The following is a 19722-nucleotide window of genomic DNA, read 5'->3' on the forward strand; positions in this document are numbered from 1 at the left end:
ACGCCATGATACAGGTTTGTTTGCGGACGCGAGACGGGATAGCTTTTGAGCAAACCACACGCACGGAGGCGACGCCGATTCCGGACTACGACGCCATCATTATCGGCGCGGGCATGTCGGGGCTGTACCAGCTCTACCGGCTGCGCGAGCAGGGTTTTCGCGTGCGCGTGTTCGAGGCTGCGACCGATGTCGGCGGCACCTGGTACTGGAACCGTTATCCCGGCGCGCGCTTCGATTCCGAAAGCTATTCCCATGGCTACTCGTTCTCGAAGGAGTTGCTTGAGGAATGGGAATGGTCGGAGCATTTTGCCGGCCAGCCGGAGACGTTGCGCTATCTCAAATACGTCGCCGACAAGTTCGACCTGCGCCGGGATATCCAATTCAGGAGCCGGGTGACGGCGGCTACTTACGAGGAAGATACGCGGAGCTGGACCATTACGCTGGAGGACGGCAGCCGGTTCGACGCGCGCTTCCTGATCACCGCGATCGGGCCGTTGTCGACGCCTACCCTGCCGCGGATCGAGGGTCGCGAGGATTTCAAGGGCGCCTCCTTTCATACCGCGCGATGGCCGAAGGAGCCGGTGGATTTTACCGGCAAGCGCGTCGCCGTGATCGGCACCGGCGCCACCGGCGTGCAGACCATCCAGACCATTGCGGGACAAGTCGGCCATCTCACCGTATTCCAGCGCACGCCGAACTGGTGCGCGCCGCTGCACAACGGCAAGATCGACGCCGAAACCCAGAAGAAGATCAAGGCCGGCTATCCCGAGATCTTCGCCCGTTGCCAGGAAACCTTCGCCTGCTTCCTGCACACGCCGGACCCGCGCGGCGCGTTCGAGGTGTCGGACGAGGAGCGCGAGGCGTTTTATGAATAGCTCTATGGCGAGCGCGGCTTCGGCATCTGGCAGGGCAATTTTCGCGACATACTGATCGACCGCAAGGCAAACGCCACGACCTCCGATTTCGTCGCGCGCAAGATCCGGCAGCGCGTGAAGAATTCGGCGGTCGCGGAAAAGCTGATTCCGAAAAATCACGGCTTCGGTACGCGACGCTTGCCGCTCGAGACCTTCTATTACGAGGTCTACAACCAGGATAATGTCGAGCTGGTCGACATCAACGAGACGCCGATCGAGCGGATCACGCTTGCCGGCATCAGGACAAGCGAACGGGATTACGAGTTCGACATCATCATCTATGCGACCGGTTTCGATGCCATCACCGGCAGTTTCGACAAGATCGATTTTCGCGGGATTGGCGGCGCGCGGTTGAAAGACAAGTGGCGACAAGGCCCGGAGACCTATCTCGGCATTATGGTGCATGAATTTCCGAACATGCTGATGCTGATGGGGCCGCACACCGCGCTCGGCAACATCCCGCGCAGCATCGAATACAGCGTCGACTGGGTCACCGGGCTGCTCCTGTTCGCGATGAAAGAGGGGCTGACGCGGCTGGAGGCAACGCTGGAGGGCGTGAAATCCTGGACCGATCACGTCAAGGCGCTCGGCGAGGGATTGCTGTCCAACGAGGTCAACTCCTGGATGACCGGCATCAATTCCAACGTCGAAGGCAAACAGAGGCGCATCGTCGCCCGCTACAGCGGCAGCGCGCCGGCCTATCGCGCGAGGTGCGATGCGGTAGCGGCGAAGCGATATGATGAGTTGAGGCTGGGGTAAATCGTAGCACATGAGCCTTCCGTACTCCGTGACTGTCATCCCCCGCGCATGCGGGGGATCCAGTACGCTGCGGCTTCTCCGTTGAATCACTGACGTCTCTGGAATACTGGATCCCCGCCTTCGCGGGGATGACGACTGAATGTCGGGCGCCACAGATGCCGTAGGGTGGGCAAAGCGCAAGCGTGCCCACTGTCAAGCAGCGCGATCGTTGATGGAATGGTGGGCACAGCGCTATCGCGCCTTTGCCCACCCTATGGATCTCCCGCTACCACGCATCGATGCACGGCCGCTTCTTTGTCGTGCGCGCTTCCGGCTTTGGCACCGAACGCAGGCCGGACATGATCCAGTGCCGCGTGTCGGCGGGATCGATCACTTCGTCGATCTCGAGCACCGAGGCGATCGAGACCGCTTTGCCGTTGGCGTAGAGCTCGGCGACCTTGGACCTGTAATAGTCCTCGCGCTCGACCGGGTCTTCGATTGCTTCCATCTCCTTGCGGAAACCGAGCCGGACATAGCCTTCCAGCCCCATGCCGCCGAACTCGCCAGTCGGCCAGGCCACGGTGAAGAACGAGGCGTGGAAGCCGCCGCCGATCATCGATTGCGCGCCCAGCCCATAGCCCTTGCGCAGGACGATGCCGAACAGCGGCACGGTGAGGCTCGCGCCGGTCACGAACATGCGCGCGACATGGCGTACGATCGCGGTTTTCTCCGCTTCGGGGCCGACCATGAAGCCCGGCGTATCGCAGAGCGATATAATCGGAAGGTCGAAGGCGTCGCAGAGCTGCATGAAGCGCGCGGCCTTGTCGCCGGCCGGCGCGTCGATCGCGCCGCCGAGATGCTTTGGGTTATTGGCGATCAGGCCGAACGGTTTCCCTTCGATGCGAATGAAGGCGGTGATCATGCCGACGCCGAAATCCCGGCGGATCTCCAGCACCGAGCCTTCGTCGGCCAAGAGATCGATGACGCTGCGGATGTCGTAGACCCGCAGCCGGTTCTCCGGAATGGACCGCCGCAGCAGGCGCTGGTCCGGCGCTTTCCAGTCGGCGACCGCGCCCTGGAAGTAGGACAGATATTTCTGCGCCGCGGATGTCGCCTCCGCTTCATCCTGGACCAGAATGTCGATGACGCCGTTCGGCGACTGGAACGACACCGGACCTACTTCAGCAGGGTGATAGACGCCGAGCCCGCCGCCCTCGATCATCGCCGGTCCGCCCATGCCGATCGAGGCGTTCTTCGTCGCGATGATGACGTCGCAACAGCCGAGCATCGCGGCGTTACCGGCAAAGCAATAGCCGGAGACGACGCCAATCACCGGCACCAGCCCCGAGAGCTTTGCGAACTGCACGAAGGACGGCCCGTCGAGGCCGGTCATGCCGAGCCTGTCCGTATCGCCGGGGCGACCGCCGCCGCCTTCGGCATAAAACACCAGCGGCAGCCGCCATTGCTCGGCCAAGCTCAGCATGCGGTCGATCTTCTTGTGGTTCATGTGACCTTGCGTGCCCGCGAGCACGGTGTAATCGTAGGCGATCACCATGCAGCGGGCGGCGTCCGCGCCGAATTTTTTCGCGTTCACGGTGGCGATGCCGGAGATCAGGCCGTCGGCCGGCGTGTTGCGGATCAGGTCGTCGACCGTGCGCCGCCTTCGCTGGGCGGCGATGGCGAGCGAACCATATTCGACGAAGGAGCCTTCATCGACGAGGTGGGCGATGTTCTCGCGCGCCGTGCGCTGGTTGGTCTTGCGCCGCCGTTCGACCGAGGCCGGCCGATTTTCATCCAGCGTGATGGCGTGGCGTTCGATCAGCTCGGCGAGGTCGGGGCGGATGTGGTCGAGATCGATATCGTCCTCCTCGGTGACATCATGGGCGTCGATCTCCGCAGGCTCCAGATAGAGGATCGGCTCGTCCTGCATCAGCGTCACGCCGGAGCCTGCTGCGATCTGTGTCACCCGGCCGCCCTGCGGCGCCGTGACCAGATGCTCCATCTTCATGGATTCGAGCACCGCAATCTGCTGGCCGGCACGGACGAGGTCTTCCTCCTCGACGTCTATCGCGACGATCGTGCCTTGCAGCGGCGCTGGCACCGCGACCGAACCTGCCGGGCCGGTCGCCGATGCCGCGACCGCGATCGCGAGCGTCTCGTCGTCGGAGGCGCTGCCGGATTCGACCAGTTCCGTCTCCGCCGTCGTTTTGGTTTCGCCAACCAGATCGGCAACATGCTTGTCGATAAAGCCGGTGCTGAGACGGTTCTCGACGAAATCCGGATGCGCCAAAATCGCCGCGAGGAAGGGAACATTGGTGGCGACACCGCCGATGCGAAATTCACGCAGCGTCCGCGTGGCCTTATGCACCACGTCGGTCCAGTTGCCGCCTGGCGAATGCACGATGACCTTTGCGAGCAGCGAGTCGAAGGCGGCGCTGGTCCGGTAGCCCGAATAGCCGAACGTATCGACGCGCACGCCGGGGCCGGACGGCAGGTCGAACACGGCAAGCGTCCCGCCGGTCGGCCTGGTGGCGCCGGTCTCGTCCATCACCTCCATGTTGACGCGGAGCTGGATCGCGAAGCCTCGGGGCCTCGGGATGTAGCCCTGCGCTAGCCCAAGCGAGCCCAGCGTCGCGCCGGCCGCGACCGCAAGCTGCGACTGCACGAGATCGAGGCCGAGCACCTCCTCGGTAACGGTATGCTCGACCTGAAGCCGCGGATTGGCCTCGATAAAAGCGAACGCCTTGTCGCTGGTCCTGGCGTCATTATCGACGAGGAATTCGAAAGTGCCGAGATTGTCGTAGTTCGCGGCGGCCGCAAGTTCCTTGGCGGCGTCGATGATACGCGTCCGCAAGGCGTCGTTCAGCGACGGGCTTGGTGCGACCTCGATGAGCTTCTGGTTGCGGCGCTGGATCGTGCATTCACGCTCCCACAGATGGCTGATCGCGCCGTGGTGGTCGCAGATGACCTGCACCTCGATGTGGCGGGCATTGCGAATCAGGCGCTCGACATAGACGCCATCGCTGCCGAAGGCCGCCATCGCCTCTGATTGGCAGCGCGCATAGGCCTCCTCCAGCCTGCCCGCGTCGTCGACGATGCGCATGCCGCGGCCGCCGCCGCCGGCGATGGCCTTGATCATGATGGCGCCGCCTGCGCCGAGCGATTCCAGGAAGGCCTTGGCCTCATCGAGGCTGGTCGGCCCGCTGGTGCCCTCGATAATGGGCACGCCGCATTTTTTTGCCAGCGCCCTGGCCTGCGCCTTGTCGCCGAACAGATCGAGCGCTTCCGGCGACGGGCCGACGAAGACGATGCTTTCCTCGATGCAGCGGCGGGCGAACCCGGCATTCTCGCTGAGGAAGCCATAGCCGGGATGCACGGCGTCGCATTCGGTCGCCTTGGCGGCTGCGATCACCGCCTCGATATCGAGATAGGCCCGCGCGCCGCGCCCGGGGATTTCAAGGGCGGCGTCGGCGGCGCGGACATGCAGCGATTGCGCGTCGTCGGCGGAGTAGATTGCGACCGTCGCAAGGCCGGCGTCGCCCGCAGCGCGCGCGATGCGGATGGCAATCTCGCCGCGGTTGGCAATCAGCAATTTATGGAAGGACATGAACGGTTTCCGTCTGGACAGCAGAGCGAAAATGATGCGGCGATCGGCTCACCTCGCCTCGCTTGCTTCCCATACCCCAATCAGCAGCGCGAGGCGGCTACCGGCAGTTTCTTGTTTACTCGACATGAACCGTTGCCGAGATTCTGCGCAAGTGGAATTTCGTTCCACATGACGGAATTCACACAGCAACTGAGGCGCTTAAGCGATCTACCGGCAATCGAGCTGGGCTTCGAACCAGCCCTGCAGCGACGCTGCGAGCGGCGGCCAGGCCCGCTGAAATGGTGAGAGTTGTCTTGCATTGGCGCGATAGATTCCGCGTAGCTCCCGCTCGATCGCGGGGAGATCGACACCGGTGCAACGGCCTTCGCTGATGATCAGCCGTCCGTCCACCACGACGTCGCGCAAGAAAGACGCATTGCCGCGGGCGAACAGGAGATCGATGGGATCGACCGGGATGATCCGGTCGCGGTCGAGCCGATCGAGATCGATGGTGACGAAATCGGCTGGCGCGCCTGATATGAGGGCGCCCGTTCCGGGCGCGCCGGTCGCCTTGCGGCCATTGGCGATCGCGAGCGCGAGGAATTCGGAAGCTGTCCAGGTTCGCTCAAAGCCAAGGCCGCCGTGCATCATCTGCACCAGCCTCATCTCGCGCAGCACGTCGTCGTCTTCGTCGAGCGCGAGACCGTCGACGCCGACCGCGATGGCGCAGCCACATCGGTGCGCCGCGGCGATCGGCGCGAGGCCCGAGCGCAGGTGCAAATTGGAGGAGAAGTTGGTGACGATACGCGCGCCGGACGCGGCGATCATCTCGATCTCGTCGGGGCGGGCGTGGATGCAATGCGCCAGCGTCAGCCGCTCCGACAGGAAGCCGATGTCGCGGAGATAGCGGACGACGCCATCCGGAAAATGCTGGTCAGCCCAGGCGCGCTGATGGACTGTCTCCAGCAGATGCATGTGGATGCGTCGCCCGCTGTGCGCCGAATTCTCGGCTACCGCCTCGAGCAACGGTTTTGAGCACCATTGCACGCCCGCGGGGCCAAGCTGCACATCGAGCTTGGGACCTGCGATAGCCGAGGCAATGGCATCCGTGAGTTCGATATAGGCCTTTGGCGACATCGGCGCGCGGACGAACAGTTCCTCAACGGCCTTGCGATCGTCGCTTGAGAGCTGCGACAGCACCGGTTCGCTGTCGCCATAGACCACCGGGTTCTGGTCGCGCACGGCAAGCGCAAACGCGATGCGGATGCCGACGTCGGACGCCGCGCGCGCAATCGCTTTTGCCTCCTCGACCAGCGGCATGGCGCCGCTTGGCCGGGTGTAGTGCACCATCATCGCCGCGCAGCCCGCCCGCGCCGATCGCGCCAATGCTGACGCTGCGGTCAGATAGGGATCGACCGGCGTGCCGAGCGCGGAGCGCAGGATCCAGCTTTCCAAGGGCATGCCGAGCGCGCCGAACGAGGATGCGGTCGGCCGCGCGTGATCGTGGGCGTTGACGAAGGCGGGAAGAATGAGGGAGCGCGGGCCGGTTGCGGACGGCGTCGCTGGCGAGATGGACGTGATGCGGCCTTTGTCGTGGCGAAGTACGACGTTGTCGAGCAGGCCATGGTCGGGGCCGGAGAAGAGGCTGTGTGCCGGAACATCCATCGTCATCATCGCACGCCGTCATTGCGAGCCAACGGGTCGCGCCTCGCAATGACGGCCTGAACCACCTGACTCAATTCGCCGTATACACTAGCTCCCGCTCGGCGCGCGGCGGCAGGAATTCGCGGGAGAAAATTTCCGCAGGCGCCGGCGCGCGGGCGAGCTGGTAGCCTTCCACGATGATACCGATCGCGCGAGCCATGCGGTCGTCCTTGATGTCGCCGACGCCGATCTCCTTCATCTCGGGCGAGACGATCAGCTTATCGAAGGAAAACTGCAGGCGGCGCTTCTCGACGTCGGCATTGATCAGATTGTCGTAATTCAGCGCGGCCTTCATCCCGGCATTCTGGTCCTTGGCGATCGCGATAACGGCCTTGTTGACGGCGCGCACGAGGCCGGCGACGGCCTTCGGATTGGACGCCAGCAGCTTGCGCGACACATCATGCCGTTGGAATAGAGATCGAGGCCGTAGTCACCGAAAGAAAACCACTTGTAGTCCTTGTCGGGATCCTGGCGGTTCAATACCAAGTTGAAGTAGCTCGTGATGTTGAACACGAGAGCTGCGTCGATATCGCCCTTGATCAGCATCGGCTCCTGCAGGTTCGGCGCCATGTTGGAGATCTTGATCTTCTCGCCCTCCAGCTTGTTCTTGTTGGCAAACACCGGCAGCAACCGCGTCGTCGGCGTGCCCTGCGCGCCGCCGAGCGTGCGGCCCTCAAAGTCCTTGATGGTGTTGATGCCGCTGGTCTTCTTGGTGACGATCGCGAACGGCGGCTGGTTCCAGATCATGTAGACCATCACAGGCGCGTCCTACGGTTTGGTCGAGGCGTTCTGGATGATGGCGTTGACGTCGCCGAAGCCGGCGTCGTAGGCGCCCGACATGATGCGCGTCACTGTCGCGCCGGAGCCCTCGCCCTGGTCGATCACGACGTTGAGGCCTTCCTCTTTGAAGAAGCCGTTGTCCTTGGCATAGAAGAACGCGGCGTCGGACCCTTGTGTCTTCCAACCCAGCGTGAACTTGATCGTGGTTTCCTGGGCGCTGGCAGCACCGGCGAACAAGGCAACTCCCAACAGCGCGGCGCTTACTCTGGCTAACATCGTATTCTCCTCGATAAAGGTTGGATGGCGGTTGGCGAAAACCTTCATGTCGCGATCATGTCGTTCTTGCGGGTGGCCCAGCCGGTGACGCGCCCCTCGATGACCGAAAAGATCACGTAGAGCACGACGCCGAGGCCGGCGAGCACGAACAGGCCGGCGAACACCAGCGGCACGTTGAAATTCGAGGACGCGGTCATCATCACGTTGCCGATGCCGCGGTTCGAGGCGACGGTCTCCGACAGTACCGCGCCGACGAAGGCGTAGGAGATCGCGACCTTCAGCGAGGCAAAGAAGAATGGCATGGTGCGGGGCAAGCCGACGTTCCAGAGGATGTCGAACTTGCTGGCGCCGAGTGCTTTCAGCACGTCTTCGAGTTCGGGTTCGGTCGTCGCCAGCCCCGTCGCGATGTTGACCACGATCGGGAAGAAGCAGATCGAGAGCGCGGTCAGCACCGCCGGCACCGAGCCGGAGCCGAACCACAGCACGAAGATCGGTACCACGGCGACCTTCGGGATCGAGGAAAATCCAACGAGCAGCGGATAGGCCGTATCATACGCGGTTTTTGAGACGCCGATCACTGCGCCTAATACGACGCCGAGCCCGACGCCAAGAACAAACCCGATCATCGTCGTCGCCAGCGTCTGCAGGACGTGCGGCCACAGGATCGGGAATTTCTCGACCAGCGTGACGAATACCTGCGAGGGACGCGGCAGCACCAGGTCGGACGTGCCTGATATCAGGCAGAACAATTCCCAGGCGACGAAGAACAGCACGATCAGTGCCGCCGACCAGGCTTTTTGGCGATAATCGAGATCTGGCATGTCAGGCTGCTCCCTGCGCTGAAGCCGTTCTGGCATCGACGATGAAGGCGCGCAGTTTCTGGTTCAGCGCGACGAAATCCGGCTCGAAGGTCATGGCCACAGTGCGCGGGCGGGCGATGTCGACCCGGCTGTCGTCGAGGATGCGGCCGGGCCGCGCGCTCATCACGCAGATGCGGCTGCCGAGAAAGGCGGCCTCGCGCAGATCATGCGTCACCAAGAGCACGGTCGGCTTATGCGCGATCCAGAGATCCTGCAGGATCGACCACAGCTCTTCCCGCGTGAACTGGTCGAGCGCGCCGAAGGGCTCGTCGAGCAGCAGCATGCGCGGCTCGTGGATCAGCGCGCGGCAGAGATTGGCGCGCTGAAGCATGCCGCCGGAGAGTTGCCAGGGGTAGCGGTTGCCGAACCCCTTGAGGCCGACCTGCTCCAAAAGCGCATTGGCCTTGTCGCGGAATTCGGTCTTGCGCAGCCTTCGGAATTGCGAGCGAAACGGCTCGACGATCTTGAGCGGCAGCATGATGTTCCGCTCAATCGACATCCACGGCAGCATGGTCGGATTCTGGAACGCCATTCCGACGCGTAAAGCGCGGGCGGCGACTTCGCGGCCACCGACGATGACCACGCCCGATGTCGGCTGCACCAGGCCGCTCACCAGCCGCAGGATGGTCGACTTGCCGCAGCCGGACGGTCCGACCAGCGCGACGAACTCACCATCGGCGATCCGCAAGCTTGTCGTGGATAGGGCCGGCACCGCCCGGGGGCCGCGGCCGAAGGTGACGGAGGCTTCCGACAGTTCGATCGCGATCGGAGCGGCGGAGCCCGGAACCGGCGTGCCCTGAAATTCAGATTGTGGTTGCATGCGCATCATGGCTGGAAGTGCATGCAAGCCGAATGCCAGCCAAAGTCGCCTTTGGAATCAAGGGGCCGGCGGTTTGCCGCCCGATCCGGCGGATTCCTTTTGTGCAGTTCGACACTCAAAGTGCATGCAATTGAGGCGCACAATCAGTCGGCAATTGTGATAAGAGGACCCATTCGAAGCACCCGTCAGGATTCGCCGATGGCGCCGCGCCCCGCCAGCAAAACCGCCGTCCCGTCCGACAAGGCCGGCGTGATCTGCCGCGCGCTGCGCCGCGCCATTATAGAGCAGGCGCTGGCGCCCGGCGCGAAATTGCCGGAGGATTCGCTCGGCGAGCGGTTCGGCGTCAGCCGCACCATCGCGCGGCATGCGCTGGGCCAATTGGCCGCGGAAGGTCTCGTCGAACTGCGCCGCAATCGGATCGCCGTGGTGGCGACGCCGAGCTGGCAGGAAGCGCGCGACGCCTTTGATATCCGGATCGAACTCGAGCGCCTGGTGGTGCGCCAGCTCGCCGGCAAGCTGACCAAGGCCCAGATTGCCGAACTGAACGCCCATGTCGACGCCGAGGACCGCGCCCGCGACGGCTCGGATGCGGTGTCGATCCGCCTCGCGACGGAATTCCACATCCTGCTCGCCAACATGACGAACAGCCCGATCCTGGTGCGTTATGTCAGCGAGGTCGCCTATCGCTGCTGCCTGACGCTATCGCTGTACAGCCGCCCGCATTCGTCCGAATGCGCGATCAACGAGCACCGCGCGATCATTGCCGCTTTGGTCAAAGGCGACGAGGCCAAGGTGATGAGCCTGATGCACAGCCATCTGGATTCGGTGGCCAGCCGCGCGCTGGTAGCCCCCGCCCCGCCGCGCGGCCGCGATTTGCTGGATATTCTGGCGCCCTATGCCGAGGAAGGCGAAAGCGAGCGGGTGGTGAAGCTGCCGAAGATGGTAAGAGCGAGGTAGTTACCCCCTCGCCCCGCACTTGCGGGGAGAGGGTTGGGGTGAGGGGCTCTATCCAAGCACTCGGACTCGTGGAGAGTCCTCCTCACCCGAAGCCTTCGGCTTCGACCCCTCCCCGCAAGCGGGGAGAGGTAAGACCGCTACGCCTCAATCCCCATCTGCACCAGAATCCGCTCGGCGCTGTCGTTCCAGACGTCCATCTTCACGATCTGCCCGCCCCTGACCACGAACCGGTCGACATAGCGATTGCCCTTGAACGGCGTGCCGTCGAGCCATTCGCCGTAGAGCGTGCCGATGCTGTAGACGACGGTCTCCTCGGCGCCCGGGCAGACGTCGAAACGGTCCATCTTCTTCTTGACCCAGCGATAGCGCCTCGCGTTGAAGCCGGTCGGGCCGCGGGGATGGTCGAACTCGCGGCCGCCGGTGAAGGTGATGATCGTGCCCGGCCTCATGTAGGCCGCGGCCGCATCGGGATCCGGGATCATCGATGCCGTGAGATAGGCTTTGACCACCTCGGCATCGGACATTCCCTTCACTTCGGCTTTCGCGGCGACGGACATGGCGGCTTCTCCTGATGCCGGGGATACTACAGTCTGGGTGGTAAACTGCATGCACATATTTTGAACAGGTCAGCCTTCCAATTGCACACAATCTGGAGCTGCCCGCTGCCCCCGCTTTCGATAGGTTGAGATCTTCTCCAGCCCGACGCCTGATGAACATGAAAACCGCCTTTGACCTGATCTTCCGCAACGCCAGGACGCGAACCTTGGCGACGCCTGTCGATATCGGCATCGCCGGAGGGCGTATCGTGGCCATCGAACCCCAGCTTGCCTGCGAAGCAGCCGAGATCGAGGTCGGCGGCAGATTGGCCCTGCCCGGCTTCGTCGACACCCACATCCATCTCGACAAGGCCTGCCTGCTCGGCCGCTGCGCGCACAACCACGGCAGCGTCAGCGAAGCTATCGCCGCGGTCGCCGCGATGAAGCGCGATTTCACGGTGGAAGACGTCTACGCCCGCGGCGCGCGCGTGATCGAGCGCGCCATCGTGCATGGCACGACGCGGATGCGTACCCATGTCGAAATCGATCCGCGGATCGGCTTGCGCGGCTTTGAGGCGGTGAAAGCGCTGAAGCGCGATTATGCCTGGGCACTCGATCTTTCGATTTGCGTGTTTCCGCAGGAGGGCCTCACCAACGATGCCGGCACCGAGGAGCTGCTTATTGCGGCCTTGCGCGACGGCGGTGAGGTGATCGAAGGCTGCCCCTATATGGACACCAACCCAAACGCACATCTCGAAAGGATTTTCGACTTCGCGCAGCAATTTGATGTCGATATCGATCTGCACCTCGACTTCGATCTCGATCCGTCCTGGTGGCATCTCGAAGAGGTCTGCCGGCAGGCCGAGCGGCGTAACTATCAGGGCCGCGTCGCGATCGGTCACGTCACCAAATTATCGGCGCTGCCGCCGGACCGGCTGAAGGCGGCAACGGCGCGGCTGGCCAAATCGGGCGTCGCCGTCACCGTGCTGCCCGCGACCGATCTCTATCTGATGGGCCGCGATGCTACGCATAACGCACCGCGCGGGCTGACGGTGGCGCACAAGATGGTTGAAGACGGCGTTCTCTGTTCGGTCGCGACCAACAATGTGCTTAATCCCTTCACGCCGTTCGGTGACGCCTCGCTGCTGCGGATGGCGAATTTCTACGCCAATGTCGCGCAAGCAGGGATCAGCGAGTTCGACGCCTGCCTCGATCTCGTTACCGAGCTGCCGGCGCGGCTGATGAACTTGCGGGATTACGGGATCGCGCCTGGCAAGCCGGCCGATCTGGTTATTCTCGATACCGATAGCGGCACCAATGCAATCGCCGAACTGCCTGATGTGCTGATGGGGTTCAAGAATGGCCGCCAGGTGTTCGAGCGGCAGAAGCCGATGCTGTTTCGTCCGCAGGCGTAGCCTATTCCGAAATCGCTATGCTTCGGCAAGACACGGCCATGACAAACAGCGAACCCTCCCGCGATTGACCTCCCTATCATCCCTTGTTGTTATCGACCAACGACAACAACAACTCGCGGGGCAGGAATCATGAAAAAGGCCACCACCGTAAGAAGCGTCGAAACGCTCGCCTGCGACGCAGGATGGCGGAACTACCACTTCGTCAAGATCATGACCGAGGACGGCATCGTCGGCTGGAGCGAGTACGACGAAGGTTTTGGCGCGCCCGGCGTGACGGCGGCGATCGAGCGGCTTGGCGCGCGCGTCGTCGGCAAGAACGCGTTCCAGCACGAGCGGATTTACGCCGAACTGTTCGCCGCGACGCGGCCAGCCGCGGGCGGCGTGGTAGCGCTGGCGCTTGGGGCTCTCGAGAACGCGTTGCTGGACGTCAAGGCCAAGGCGCTCGGCGTGCCCTGCTACGAACTGCTCGGCGGCAAGATCCGCGACCGCATCCGGGTTTACTGGTCGCACTGCGCGACCTGGCGCATCAACCATCCCGACTGGTTCAAGCCCGCGATTACCGATCTCGACGGCGTCAAATCGATTGGCCGCGAGGTGCGCGAAAAAGGCTTTACGGCGATGAAGACCAACATCTTCGTCTACACCGACGGCAAGCCGCAAGGCTGGCGGCCGGGCTTTGGTGCGCCGTTCGAACCCGAGATCAACGTCGATCGCAAGGTGCTGCGCAATCTTTGCATGCATCTCGAAGCGATCCGCGACGGCGCCGGCCCCGATGTCGATCTGCTGCTCGACCTCAACTTCAACGCCAAGACCGAAGGTTACTTAAAGATACTCCGCGCCATCAAGGACATGGATCTGTTCTGGGTGGAGATCGACACCTTCAACCCGCAGGCGCTGGGCTACATCCGCCGCCAGAGCCCGCACCCGGTCTCGTCCTGCGAGACGCTGTTGGGCCTGCGCGAGTTCCTGCCCTATTTCAACGAACAGGCGATGGACGTCGCGATCGTCGATACGCCCTGGAACGGGGTGTGGCAATCGATGAAGATCGCCGCGGCCGCCGAGCATTTCGAGGTCAACGTCGCCCCGCATAATTTCTACGGCCACCTCTGCACCATGCAGAACGCGCATTTCTCCGCCGCGGTGCCGAACTTGCGCATCATGGAAACCGACATCGATCGCCTGGCGTGGGACCATGAACTGTTTACCCACGTGCCCGAGATCGTCGACGGCCACCTCGTGATGCCGGACCGTCCCGGCTGGGGCACCGAGCCCAACGAGGAAGGCCTGCGCGCCCATCCGCCGAAGAGCAAGGGCGGGCTGTTGAACTACGGGCAGAAGAAGTAGTGGCCGATGCCGCGTAGGATGGGTGGAGCGAAGCGATACCCATCGACCACTGCGCAAGACACTGATGGGTATCGCTTCGCTCCACCTATCCTACATGGTTGTCGCTCACTTATCGCCCGGTGCGCCCAGAAACGCGCTCTCGATGACATCGCCGATTGGCTGCCATGAGTTGCCGTCGAACTGCACCAGGCGCATCTGCTCGATCGGATGGAAGTCGGTCGGGCTGGTATTGATCGTTATTCCCGGGAATGCGACCGTGCTCTGATAGTTCTTCAGCGACGCCGCCTGCCGCATGATGTTCTCGTGCGACAGGTCGTCGCCGCACTGGGTCAATACCTGCACCAGCGTCTCGGCCGCTGCGTAGCCGAAGATGGCATTGCTGTCGTCCTTGTCGCCGTCAGGATAGTACTTGTCCATGAAGGCGAGCCACTCCTTGATGGCGGGGTCATTTTTCCAGGTGGCGTCGCCGGCATCCTTCAGGTACGAGGTGGAGATCACGCCGACGGAGTTCTGCAGTCCCGCCGGCCGCAGCGCATTGGCGATCGAGGCCGCCGCATTGACCAGCACCAGCACCGGATACCAGCCCTGCTCAGCGGCTTTACGGATGGCGCGCGCCGAGATCGGCGGTGCGCAGTTGAGCACGAGCACTTCGGCGCCGGAGTTCTTGAGAATGTCGACCTGGGTATCGATCGACATATCAGCATCGATGGCAATATCCGCAACGATCATGTTGGCGGTGATGCCGAGCCCCTCCTGCAGTCCCCGGAACAGATCGCGGCCGAACTGATCGTTCTGCCAGAGCACGGCGATCTTCCGGCTCGGATAGGCGGCCTGGATGTAATTGGCGTAGATCCGGCCTTCGGAGCGGAATGTCGGCTGCCAACCCATCGTCCAGGGAAACCGCTTCGGCTGCGCCCACTCTTCGTCGCCGGAGGCGACGAAGAGCTGCGGGATATTCCGCTCGTTGAGATAGTTTCGCGTCGCCAGATTGCCCGGCGTGCCGAACGACCCGAACATCAGGTGCACGCGCTCCTGTTCGACCAGCTCTCGGGTCTGCTCGACCGCCGTTCTCGGATTTGAGTTGTCGTCGCGGGAGATGAACCTGATCTTGCGTCCGTTGATGCCGCCGCGCTCGTTGATCATGTCGAAATAGGCGGCCTCCGCCCTGCCGATCGACGCGAACGCGGCCAACGGGCCGGTGTAAGGCATGATGTTGCCGATGCGGATTTCGGTGTCGGTCACGCCGGCAGCTTGGGCCGGCTGGAGGGCGGCCAGTATCGATGCCAAGAACAATGCGAAGAAGGCTGGTGACAGCCATTTTATTCTTGTTTTCATCAACGCGGCCCTCGAACGCGAGCTGTTCAGAGCTCATGACGCCACCCAGCGATGACGATGATAGCGCGGGAGTTCAGGTTGTTAAAATGAAATGTTGGCGGCGCGGCATTGCCACGCGAAATGGGTCGCCAGTCTTCATGAAATGAGACGTTGCGGTTCAAGCGTGTTTGATGTCCGATATCCCCTCAGCAGCGGCACGAATTCGAACATCGCGGGATATCCGAGTTGCGTCTAAACAGTGTGTGGCAAGGAGGTCGAGGCATGAGGATAACGATCGTAGCTTTGGGAACGGCCATGGTCCTGGGTAACCTGGCCGCGTTTGGTACCGCAGCGCATGCGCAGACGGCCCAAGTCGTTCGTGAACCACGGGAAAGGCCCATCATCAGGGTGCCCGTCGTAAGGCCAACTCCCTATTGGGACTACAATATCGTTCCACGATATCGTTACCGTCCTGAGGACGACCGGGTCGATCCATGCGGCGGGCCCGTAGTGCCGGTGATACGCGAGGGGCCTCAAGAGGCAACGGTTCCGTTGTGGCTGGCGAACGAGTTGGGTCTTGGCCGTATACATGGTCGAGATTGGCCGTGTAGGGGCCGCAACCGGTAAATGCACCGATTGAGTCTGTTGGATAGGTGGAGCGAAAGCGATACCCATCAATTGCGCTGCACAAAAGATGATGGGTATCGCTTCGCTCCACCCATCCTACAGTCACGGTGTCAGCGTAGCGCGATATCCAGCCAGCCCAGCGGATTGACCGTGACGTGGTCCCCCGTGTCGACCAGCACCGTCGTGGTTTCGGCTTCGATGATCGCAGGTTCCGTCAGCGTGTGGCCGGGGCGCAGCTCGTCGAGCGCGTAGACCGGGACTTCGCGCCAGCCGCCGAAGAAGGCCTGCCGTTTGCTGCGCGGCGAGCAAGCGCTGGATGATGCGGCCTCGCGTGCGCTTTCGTCTTGTCGTTGGACTTCGCCGATCGCCGCGACGCGGGCGTTGACGAAGACGACCTCCTGGCCGCGCGAGGCATAAGTGTACAGCTCCTCGTGCCTGATGTGGAAGCGGTCTTCGATCCGGTCCACTAGGTCAGGCGCGTTCCAGTCGAGTCCGTCAAGCGAGACGTCGATCTCGAAGATCTGCTCTCCGTAGCGCATTTCGGCGGAACGCTCGATCGCTATCTTGCCGTTGAACCACGCGCGCAGCCGGCCGGCAGCCTGCTGCTCCAACCCGGCAAACAGCGCGCGCACTTCATCGGCGGAGATGCGCGCGCCCGCACCATAATGCGTGCGGCTGACTTCGTAGCGGAGATCGCTGGTCAGCATGCCCCAGGCCGACAACACCGACGCCACCGTCGGCACGATGATGCGCTTGATCTCGAGTTCGCGCGCGACCTCCGCCGCGTGCAGGCCCGCCGCGCCGCCGAAGCTCAACAGCGCGAATTTCCGGGGATCGACGCCGCGGCGCAGCGTCATCAGGCGGATGCCATCGGCCATGTTCAGATTGATCATCCGGTAGATGCCGGCGGCGGCCTCGACGCGCGACAGCTCCATCGCGCTGGCGATACGATCAATCGCGGCTTCCGAGGCCGTGCGGTCGAGCGGGCGCTTGCCGCCCATGAAGGCTGTGGCATCGAGATAGCCGAGCACGACATTGGCGTCGGTGACGGTCGCGGCCTCGCCGCCATTGCCGTAACAGGCCGGGCCAGGTACCGAGCCCGCGCTTTCGGGCCCGACCCGCAGGGTGCGGCTGGCGTCGACGCTCGCGATCGAGCCGCCGCCGGCGGCGATGCTGGCGATATCGAGGCTGCGAAGCGCGATGCGCTGGCCGGCCAGCATGCCATCGGCGGAGAGCGAGACCTGCCCCCCAGAAATCAGCGAGATATCGGTGGAGGTGCCGCCCATGTCGAACGGCACCAGATCGGGAATGCCGATCAAGTCAGAACAGCGCCGCCCGCCCGACATGCCGCCCGCGGGGCCTGACAGCACCGTGCCCGCGGCAAGGCGCGAAGCTTCCTCGACCGGCGCCATGCCGCCATGCGACAGCACCACGAAGAGACCGCCCTTGAAGCCGGCTTCGCCGAGACGCGCTTCGAGGTTGGTCAGATAGCGCCGCACGATCGGCTCGACATAGGCGTTCACGATCGTGGTCGAGACCCGTTCATATTCCTTGATCTGCGGCAGCACGTCGCTGGAGCGCGAGATGCTGATGTCCGGCAGCGCCTGCCTCAAGCGCTCGACAGCGGCGAGTTCGTGAACCGGATTGAGATAGGAGTGCAGAAAGCACACCGCGACCGAGCTCGCGCCCGACTGCCGGATACCGGCAATGGCATCATCGAGCGACTTGGGGTCGAGCGGAACAAGGACACTGCCGTCGGCCTTGAGCCGCTCCTTGACACCGAAACGCAAATCGCGCGGTACCAGCGGCGCCGGTGGCGGTGAGCGCAGATCGTAGCGATCCGGTTTCAGCCCCTCGCGCATCTCGATGACGTCGCGATGACCTTCGGTGGTGATCAGCGCGACTTTTGCGCCCTTGCGCTCCAGCAGCGCATTGGTCGCGACCGTCGTGCCATGCACGAGGCGATCGGTCGCCGCGAGCATGTCCGCGCGCGTGACGTTCAGCCGCCGCGCCAATTCTTCCAGCCCTGCCATCACGCCGATCGACTGATCCGCCGGCGTAGATGGCGATTTTGCAAACACGGCGCGGCCGGTCTCGTCAGTCGCCACGAGATCGGTGTATGTCCCGCCGACGTCAACGCCTATCCTGAACATCATGAGGACGCCTGCTCCGCCGCGACTTCGGTCAGGCCCTGCTCGCGGTCGCGCCGCCGTGCCTCCGCCGTTCGCTTCGCAGGCGGCCCCCACCCGCCGCCGCCGGAAGAGCGGATTTCCAGACAATCGCCGGGACGAAGCTCGATACCGACCTCCTTGGTACGCAACACGCGCGGCTCGCGGCCCTCGGAGAGTAGACGATAGTGATGCGGCTTGCCGTCCTCACCGCCGAGCATGCCGCACGGACCGTGTCGCGCGCCATCGCCAGCGGTATTGCCCTTCGCAGGCTTCTCCGTCTCCAGCACCAGATCGAGCGATACGCCGAGGCCCCCACGATGTTGCCCGTCGCCGCCGGAGCCGGGGCGGAATTCATGGTTACGGAAATGCAGGGGAAAGCGCACTTCGGCCACCTCCAGGCTGCCGAACTTCAGCCCGCCGACCGAGTGCCATTCGCCGATCGACGACCAGCCGTCGCCGCCGGACGACGCGCCGCCGCCGGGCCGCGCCTGGAACAGGTGCCAGATGAAATTCTTTCCGCTGCGCGGGTCCTCGCCCTGGATCGCGATGCGAAAGCGCCGGCTCCAGCCGGCCATCGCGCGCTCGGGGCAGGATGCCGACAGGGCTTTCACGATGGCCTCGACGATTTCATTGGACGGGTGACTGGTGCACAGCGTCACCGGCCGGCCCGGATCGGCCCACACCACCGTGCCCTGTTTGGCGATCACCTTCAGCGGCCGCAGCGCGCCGGTGTTTTTGGGAATCTCGGCATCGATCAGATAGGCAAATGCCATCGCCACCGCTGCCTGCATGTTGGCGTGCGAGGAGTTCACAAAACTGGTCGACTGCGGATCGGAATCGGAGAGATCGACTTCGACGTCGCTGCCCTTCTTGGTGACCTTGGCGGCGATGCGGATATCGGTGCGGCCGTGGCCGTCGTCGTCGAGAAACGCCTCGCCGTGAAACATGCCGTCCTTCCAGGTCGAGACCACCGCGCGGGTCTGCTGCTCGGTGGCGTCGAGAATCGCCTCGACGGCGGCCTCGACCACCGGCGCGCCGAACTCGGCGAACAGTCGCGACAACCGCCGCTCGCCAAGGTGCGCCGCGCCGAGCATGGCCGCGAGATCGCCGCGGAATTCTCTGGGATTGCGAATGTTCAGCGCCAGCAGGTCAAGCAGATCGTCGCGGAGTTTGCCCGCTTCGTAGAGCTTGATCGGCGGGACGCGCAGCCCCTCCTGATAGATCTCGGTGGCGGCAGGGTTATAGGCGCCATGGGTGGCGCCGCCGATGTCGCTCTGGTGTGCGCGCACGATAGTCCAGAGCAGCCGCCGCTCGCCATCAAACACCGGCACGAAGGCGGTCAGATCAGGCAGATGGCTGCCGCCGTAATAGGGATCGTTGAGCAGGATCACGTCGCCTGGCTTAACGTCCTTGAACCGTTCCTCGACGGCGAGCGTCGCCCACGGCAGCGCGCCGACATGAACCGGCAGGTGATCGGCCTGCGCGATCAGCCGTGCCGACGTGTCGCAGATCGCCAGCGAGAAATCGCGGCTCGAATTAAGTATCTGCGAATACGAGGTGCGAAGCATCGCCTCGCCCATCTCCTTCACGATTGAGCTGAGGCGGTGCTGGACGACGGAGCGCGTGATGGGATCGATCCTGGCGGACATTGTTACCCGTTGTCAGTTGTTCAGCATCAGA

13 protein-coding genes and 1 pseudogene are annotated in these 19722 nt (G+C 63.5%); 5 read left to right on the forward strand and 9 right to left on the reverse strand.

Annotation, left to right across the window (positions count from 1 at the left end):
* Positions 1 to 20: 20 nt before the first annotated feature.
* Positions 21 to 875, forward strand: coding sequence for an NAD(P)/FAD-dependent oxidoreductase (locus tag KJQ96_RS40055; protein ID WP_249733599.1), 855 nt, complete (start codon positions 21 to 23; stop codon positions 873 to 875).
* 114 nt (positions 876 to 989) lie between these two features.
* On the forward strand, positions 990 to 1673 hold the full coding sequence (locus tag KJQ96_RS40060) for a hypothetical protein (RefSeq protein ID WP_249733600.1): 684 nt from the start codon (positions 990 to 992) through the stop codon (positions 1671 to 1673).
* A 265-nt stretch (positions 1674 to 1938) separates the two neighbouring features.
* On the opposite strand, the gene KJQ96_RS01905 is transcribed toward KJQ96_RS40060, so the two are convergent.
* From KJQ96_RS01905 to KJQ96_RS01925, 5 genes and pseudogenes are all read right to left on the reverse strand, one after another.
* Positions 1939 to 5259 carry a carboxyl transferase domain-containing protein gene (locus tag KJQ96_RS01905; RefSeq protein ID WP_213284998.1) on the reverse strand — a complete coding sequence of 1107 codons (3321 nt, stop codon included), beginning with the start codon at positions 5257 to 5259 and terminating at the stop codon, positions 1939 to 1941.
* A gap of 207 nt (positions 5260 to 5466) precedes the next feature.
* A complete protein-coding gene (locus tag KJQ96_RS01910; protein ID WP_249733601.1) occupies positions 5467 to 6903 on the reverse strand; it encodes an amidohydrolase family protein in 1437 nt (478 codons plus the stop codon).
* 70 nt (positions 6904 to 6973) lie between these two features.
* A pseudogene (locus KJQ96_RS01915) lies at positions 6974 to 7998 on the reverse strand (ABC transporter substrate-binding protein).
* Positions 7999 to 8042: 44 nt separating this feature from the next.
* Positions 8043 to 8819: an ABC transporter permease gene (locus KJQ96_RS01920; RefSeq protein WP_213285000.1), complete on the reverse strand. Its 777-nt coding sequence runs from the start codon at positions 8817 to 8819 to the stop codon at positions 8043 to 8045.
* 1 nt (position 8820) lies between these two features.
* Positions 8821 to 9684, reverse strand: a complete 864-nt coding sequence (locus KJQ96_RS01925; RefSeq protein ID WP_213285122.1) for an ABC transporter ATP-binding protein — start codon at positions 9682 to 9684, stop codon at positions 8821 to 8823.
* Positions 9685 to 9876: 192 nt separating this feature from the next.
* Here KJQ96_RS01925 and KJQ96_RS01930 point away from each other — a divergent pair, with 192 nt between their 5' ends.
* The gene (locus KJQ96_RS01930) at positions 9877 to 10635 is read left to right on the forward strand and encodes a GntR family transcriptional regulator (protein ID WP_213285001.1); all 759 of its coding nucleotides are present in this window, start codon (positions 9877 to 9879) and stop codon (positions 10633 to 10635) included.
* 137 nt (positions 10636 to 10772) lie between these two features.
* Here the strand turns inward: KJQ96_RS01930 and KJQ96_RS01935 are convergent, their stop codons facing one another.
* The gene (locus KJQ96_RS01935; protein ID WP_213285002.1) at positions 10773 to 11192 is read right to left on the reverse strand and encodes a nuclear transport factor 2 family protein; all 420 of its coding nucleotides are present in this window, start codon (positions 11190 to 11192) and stop codon (positions 10773 to 10775) included.
* Between the two features lie 152 nt (positions 11193 to 11344).
* On the opposite strand from KJQ96_RS01935, the gene KJQ96_RS01940 reads away from it, so the two are divergent.
* Positions 11345 to 12586 (forward strand): amidohydrolase family protein, encoded by a 1242-nt coding sequence (locus KJQ96_RS01940; RefSeq protein ID WP_213285003.1) that lies wholly within the window; start codon positions 11345 to 11347, stop codon positions 12584 to 12586.
* A gap of 129 nt (positions 12587 to 12715) precedes the next feature.
* Positions 12716 to 13930: a mandelate racemase/muconate lactonizing enzyme family protein gene (locus KJQ96_RS01945; RefSeq protein WP_213285004.1), complete on the forward strand. Its 1215-nt coding sequence runs from the start codon at positions 12716 to 12718 to the stop codon at positions 13928 to 13930.
* A 105-nt stretch (positions 13931 to 14035) separates the two neighbouring features.
* Here the strand turns inward: KJQ96_RS01945 and KJQ96_RS01950 are convergent, their stop codons facing one another.
* The 3 genes from KJQ96_RS01950 to KJQ96_RS01960 form a co-directional block, all read right to left on the reverse strand.
* On the reverse strand, positions 14036 to 15265 hold the full coding sequence (locus tag KJQ96_RS01950) for an ABC transporter substrate-binding protein (RefSeq protein WP_213285005.1): 1230 nt from the start codon (positions 15263 to 15265) through the stop codon (positions 14036 to 14038).
* 716 nt (positions 15266 to 15981) lie between these two features.
* Entirely contained in the window at positions 15982 to 18027 is a 2046-nt protein-coding gene (locus KJQ96_RS01955) for a hydantoinase/oxoprolinase family protein (protein ID WP_249733603.1), read from the reverse strand.
* Complete coding sequence (locus KJQ96_RS01960) at positions 18024 to 19691, reverse strand: hydantoinase B/oxoprolinase family protein (protein WP_213285006.1); 1668 nt, start codon at positions 19689 to 19691, stop codon at positions 18024 to 18026. Before KJQ96_RS01960 ends, KJQ96_RS01955 begins: the two co-directional genes overlap by 4 nt.
* Positions 19692 to 19722: the final 31 nt, after the last annotated feature.

The sequence above is a fragment of the Bradyrhizobium sp. sGM-13 genome (genome assembly GCF_018398875.1).
Classification (GTDB): Bacteria; Pseudomonadota; Alphaproteobacteria; order Rhizobiales; family Xanthobacteraceae; genus Bradyrhizobium.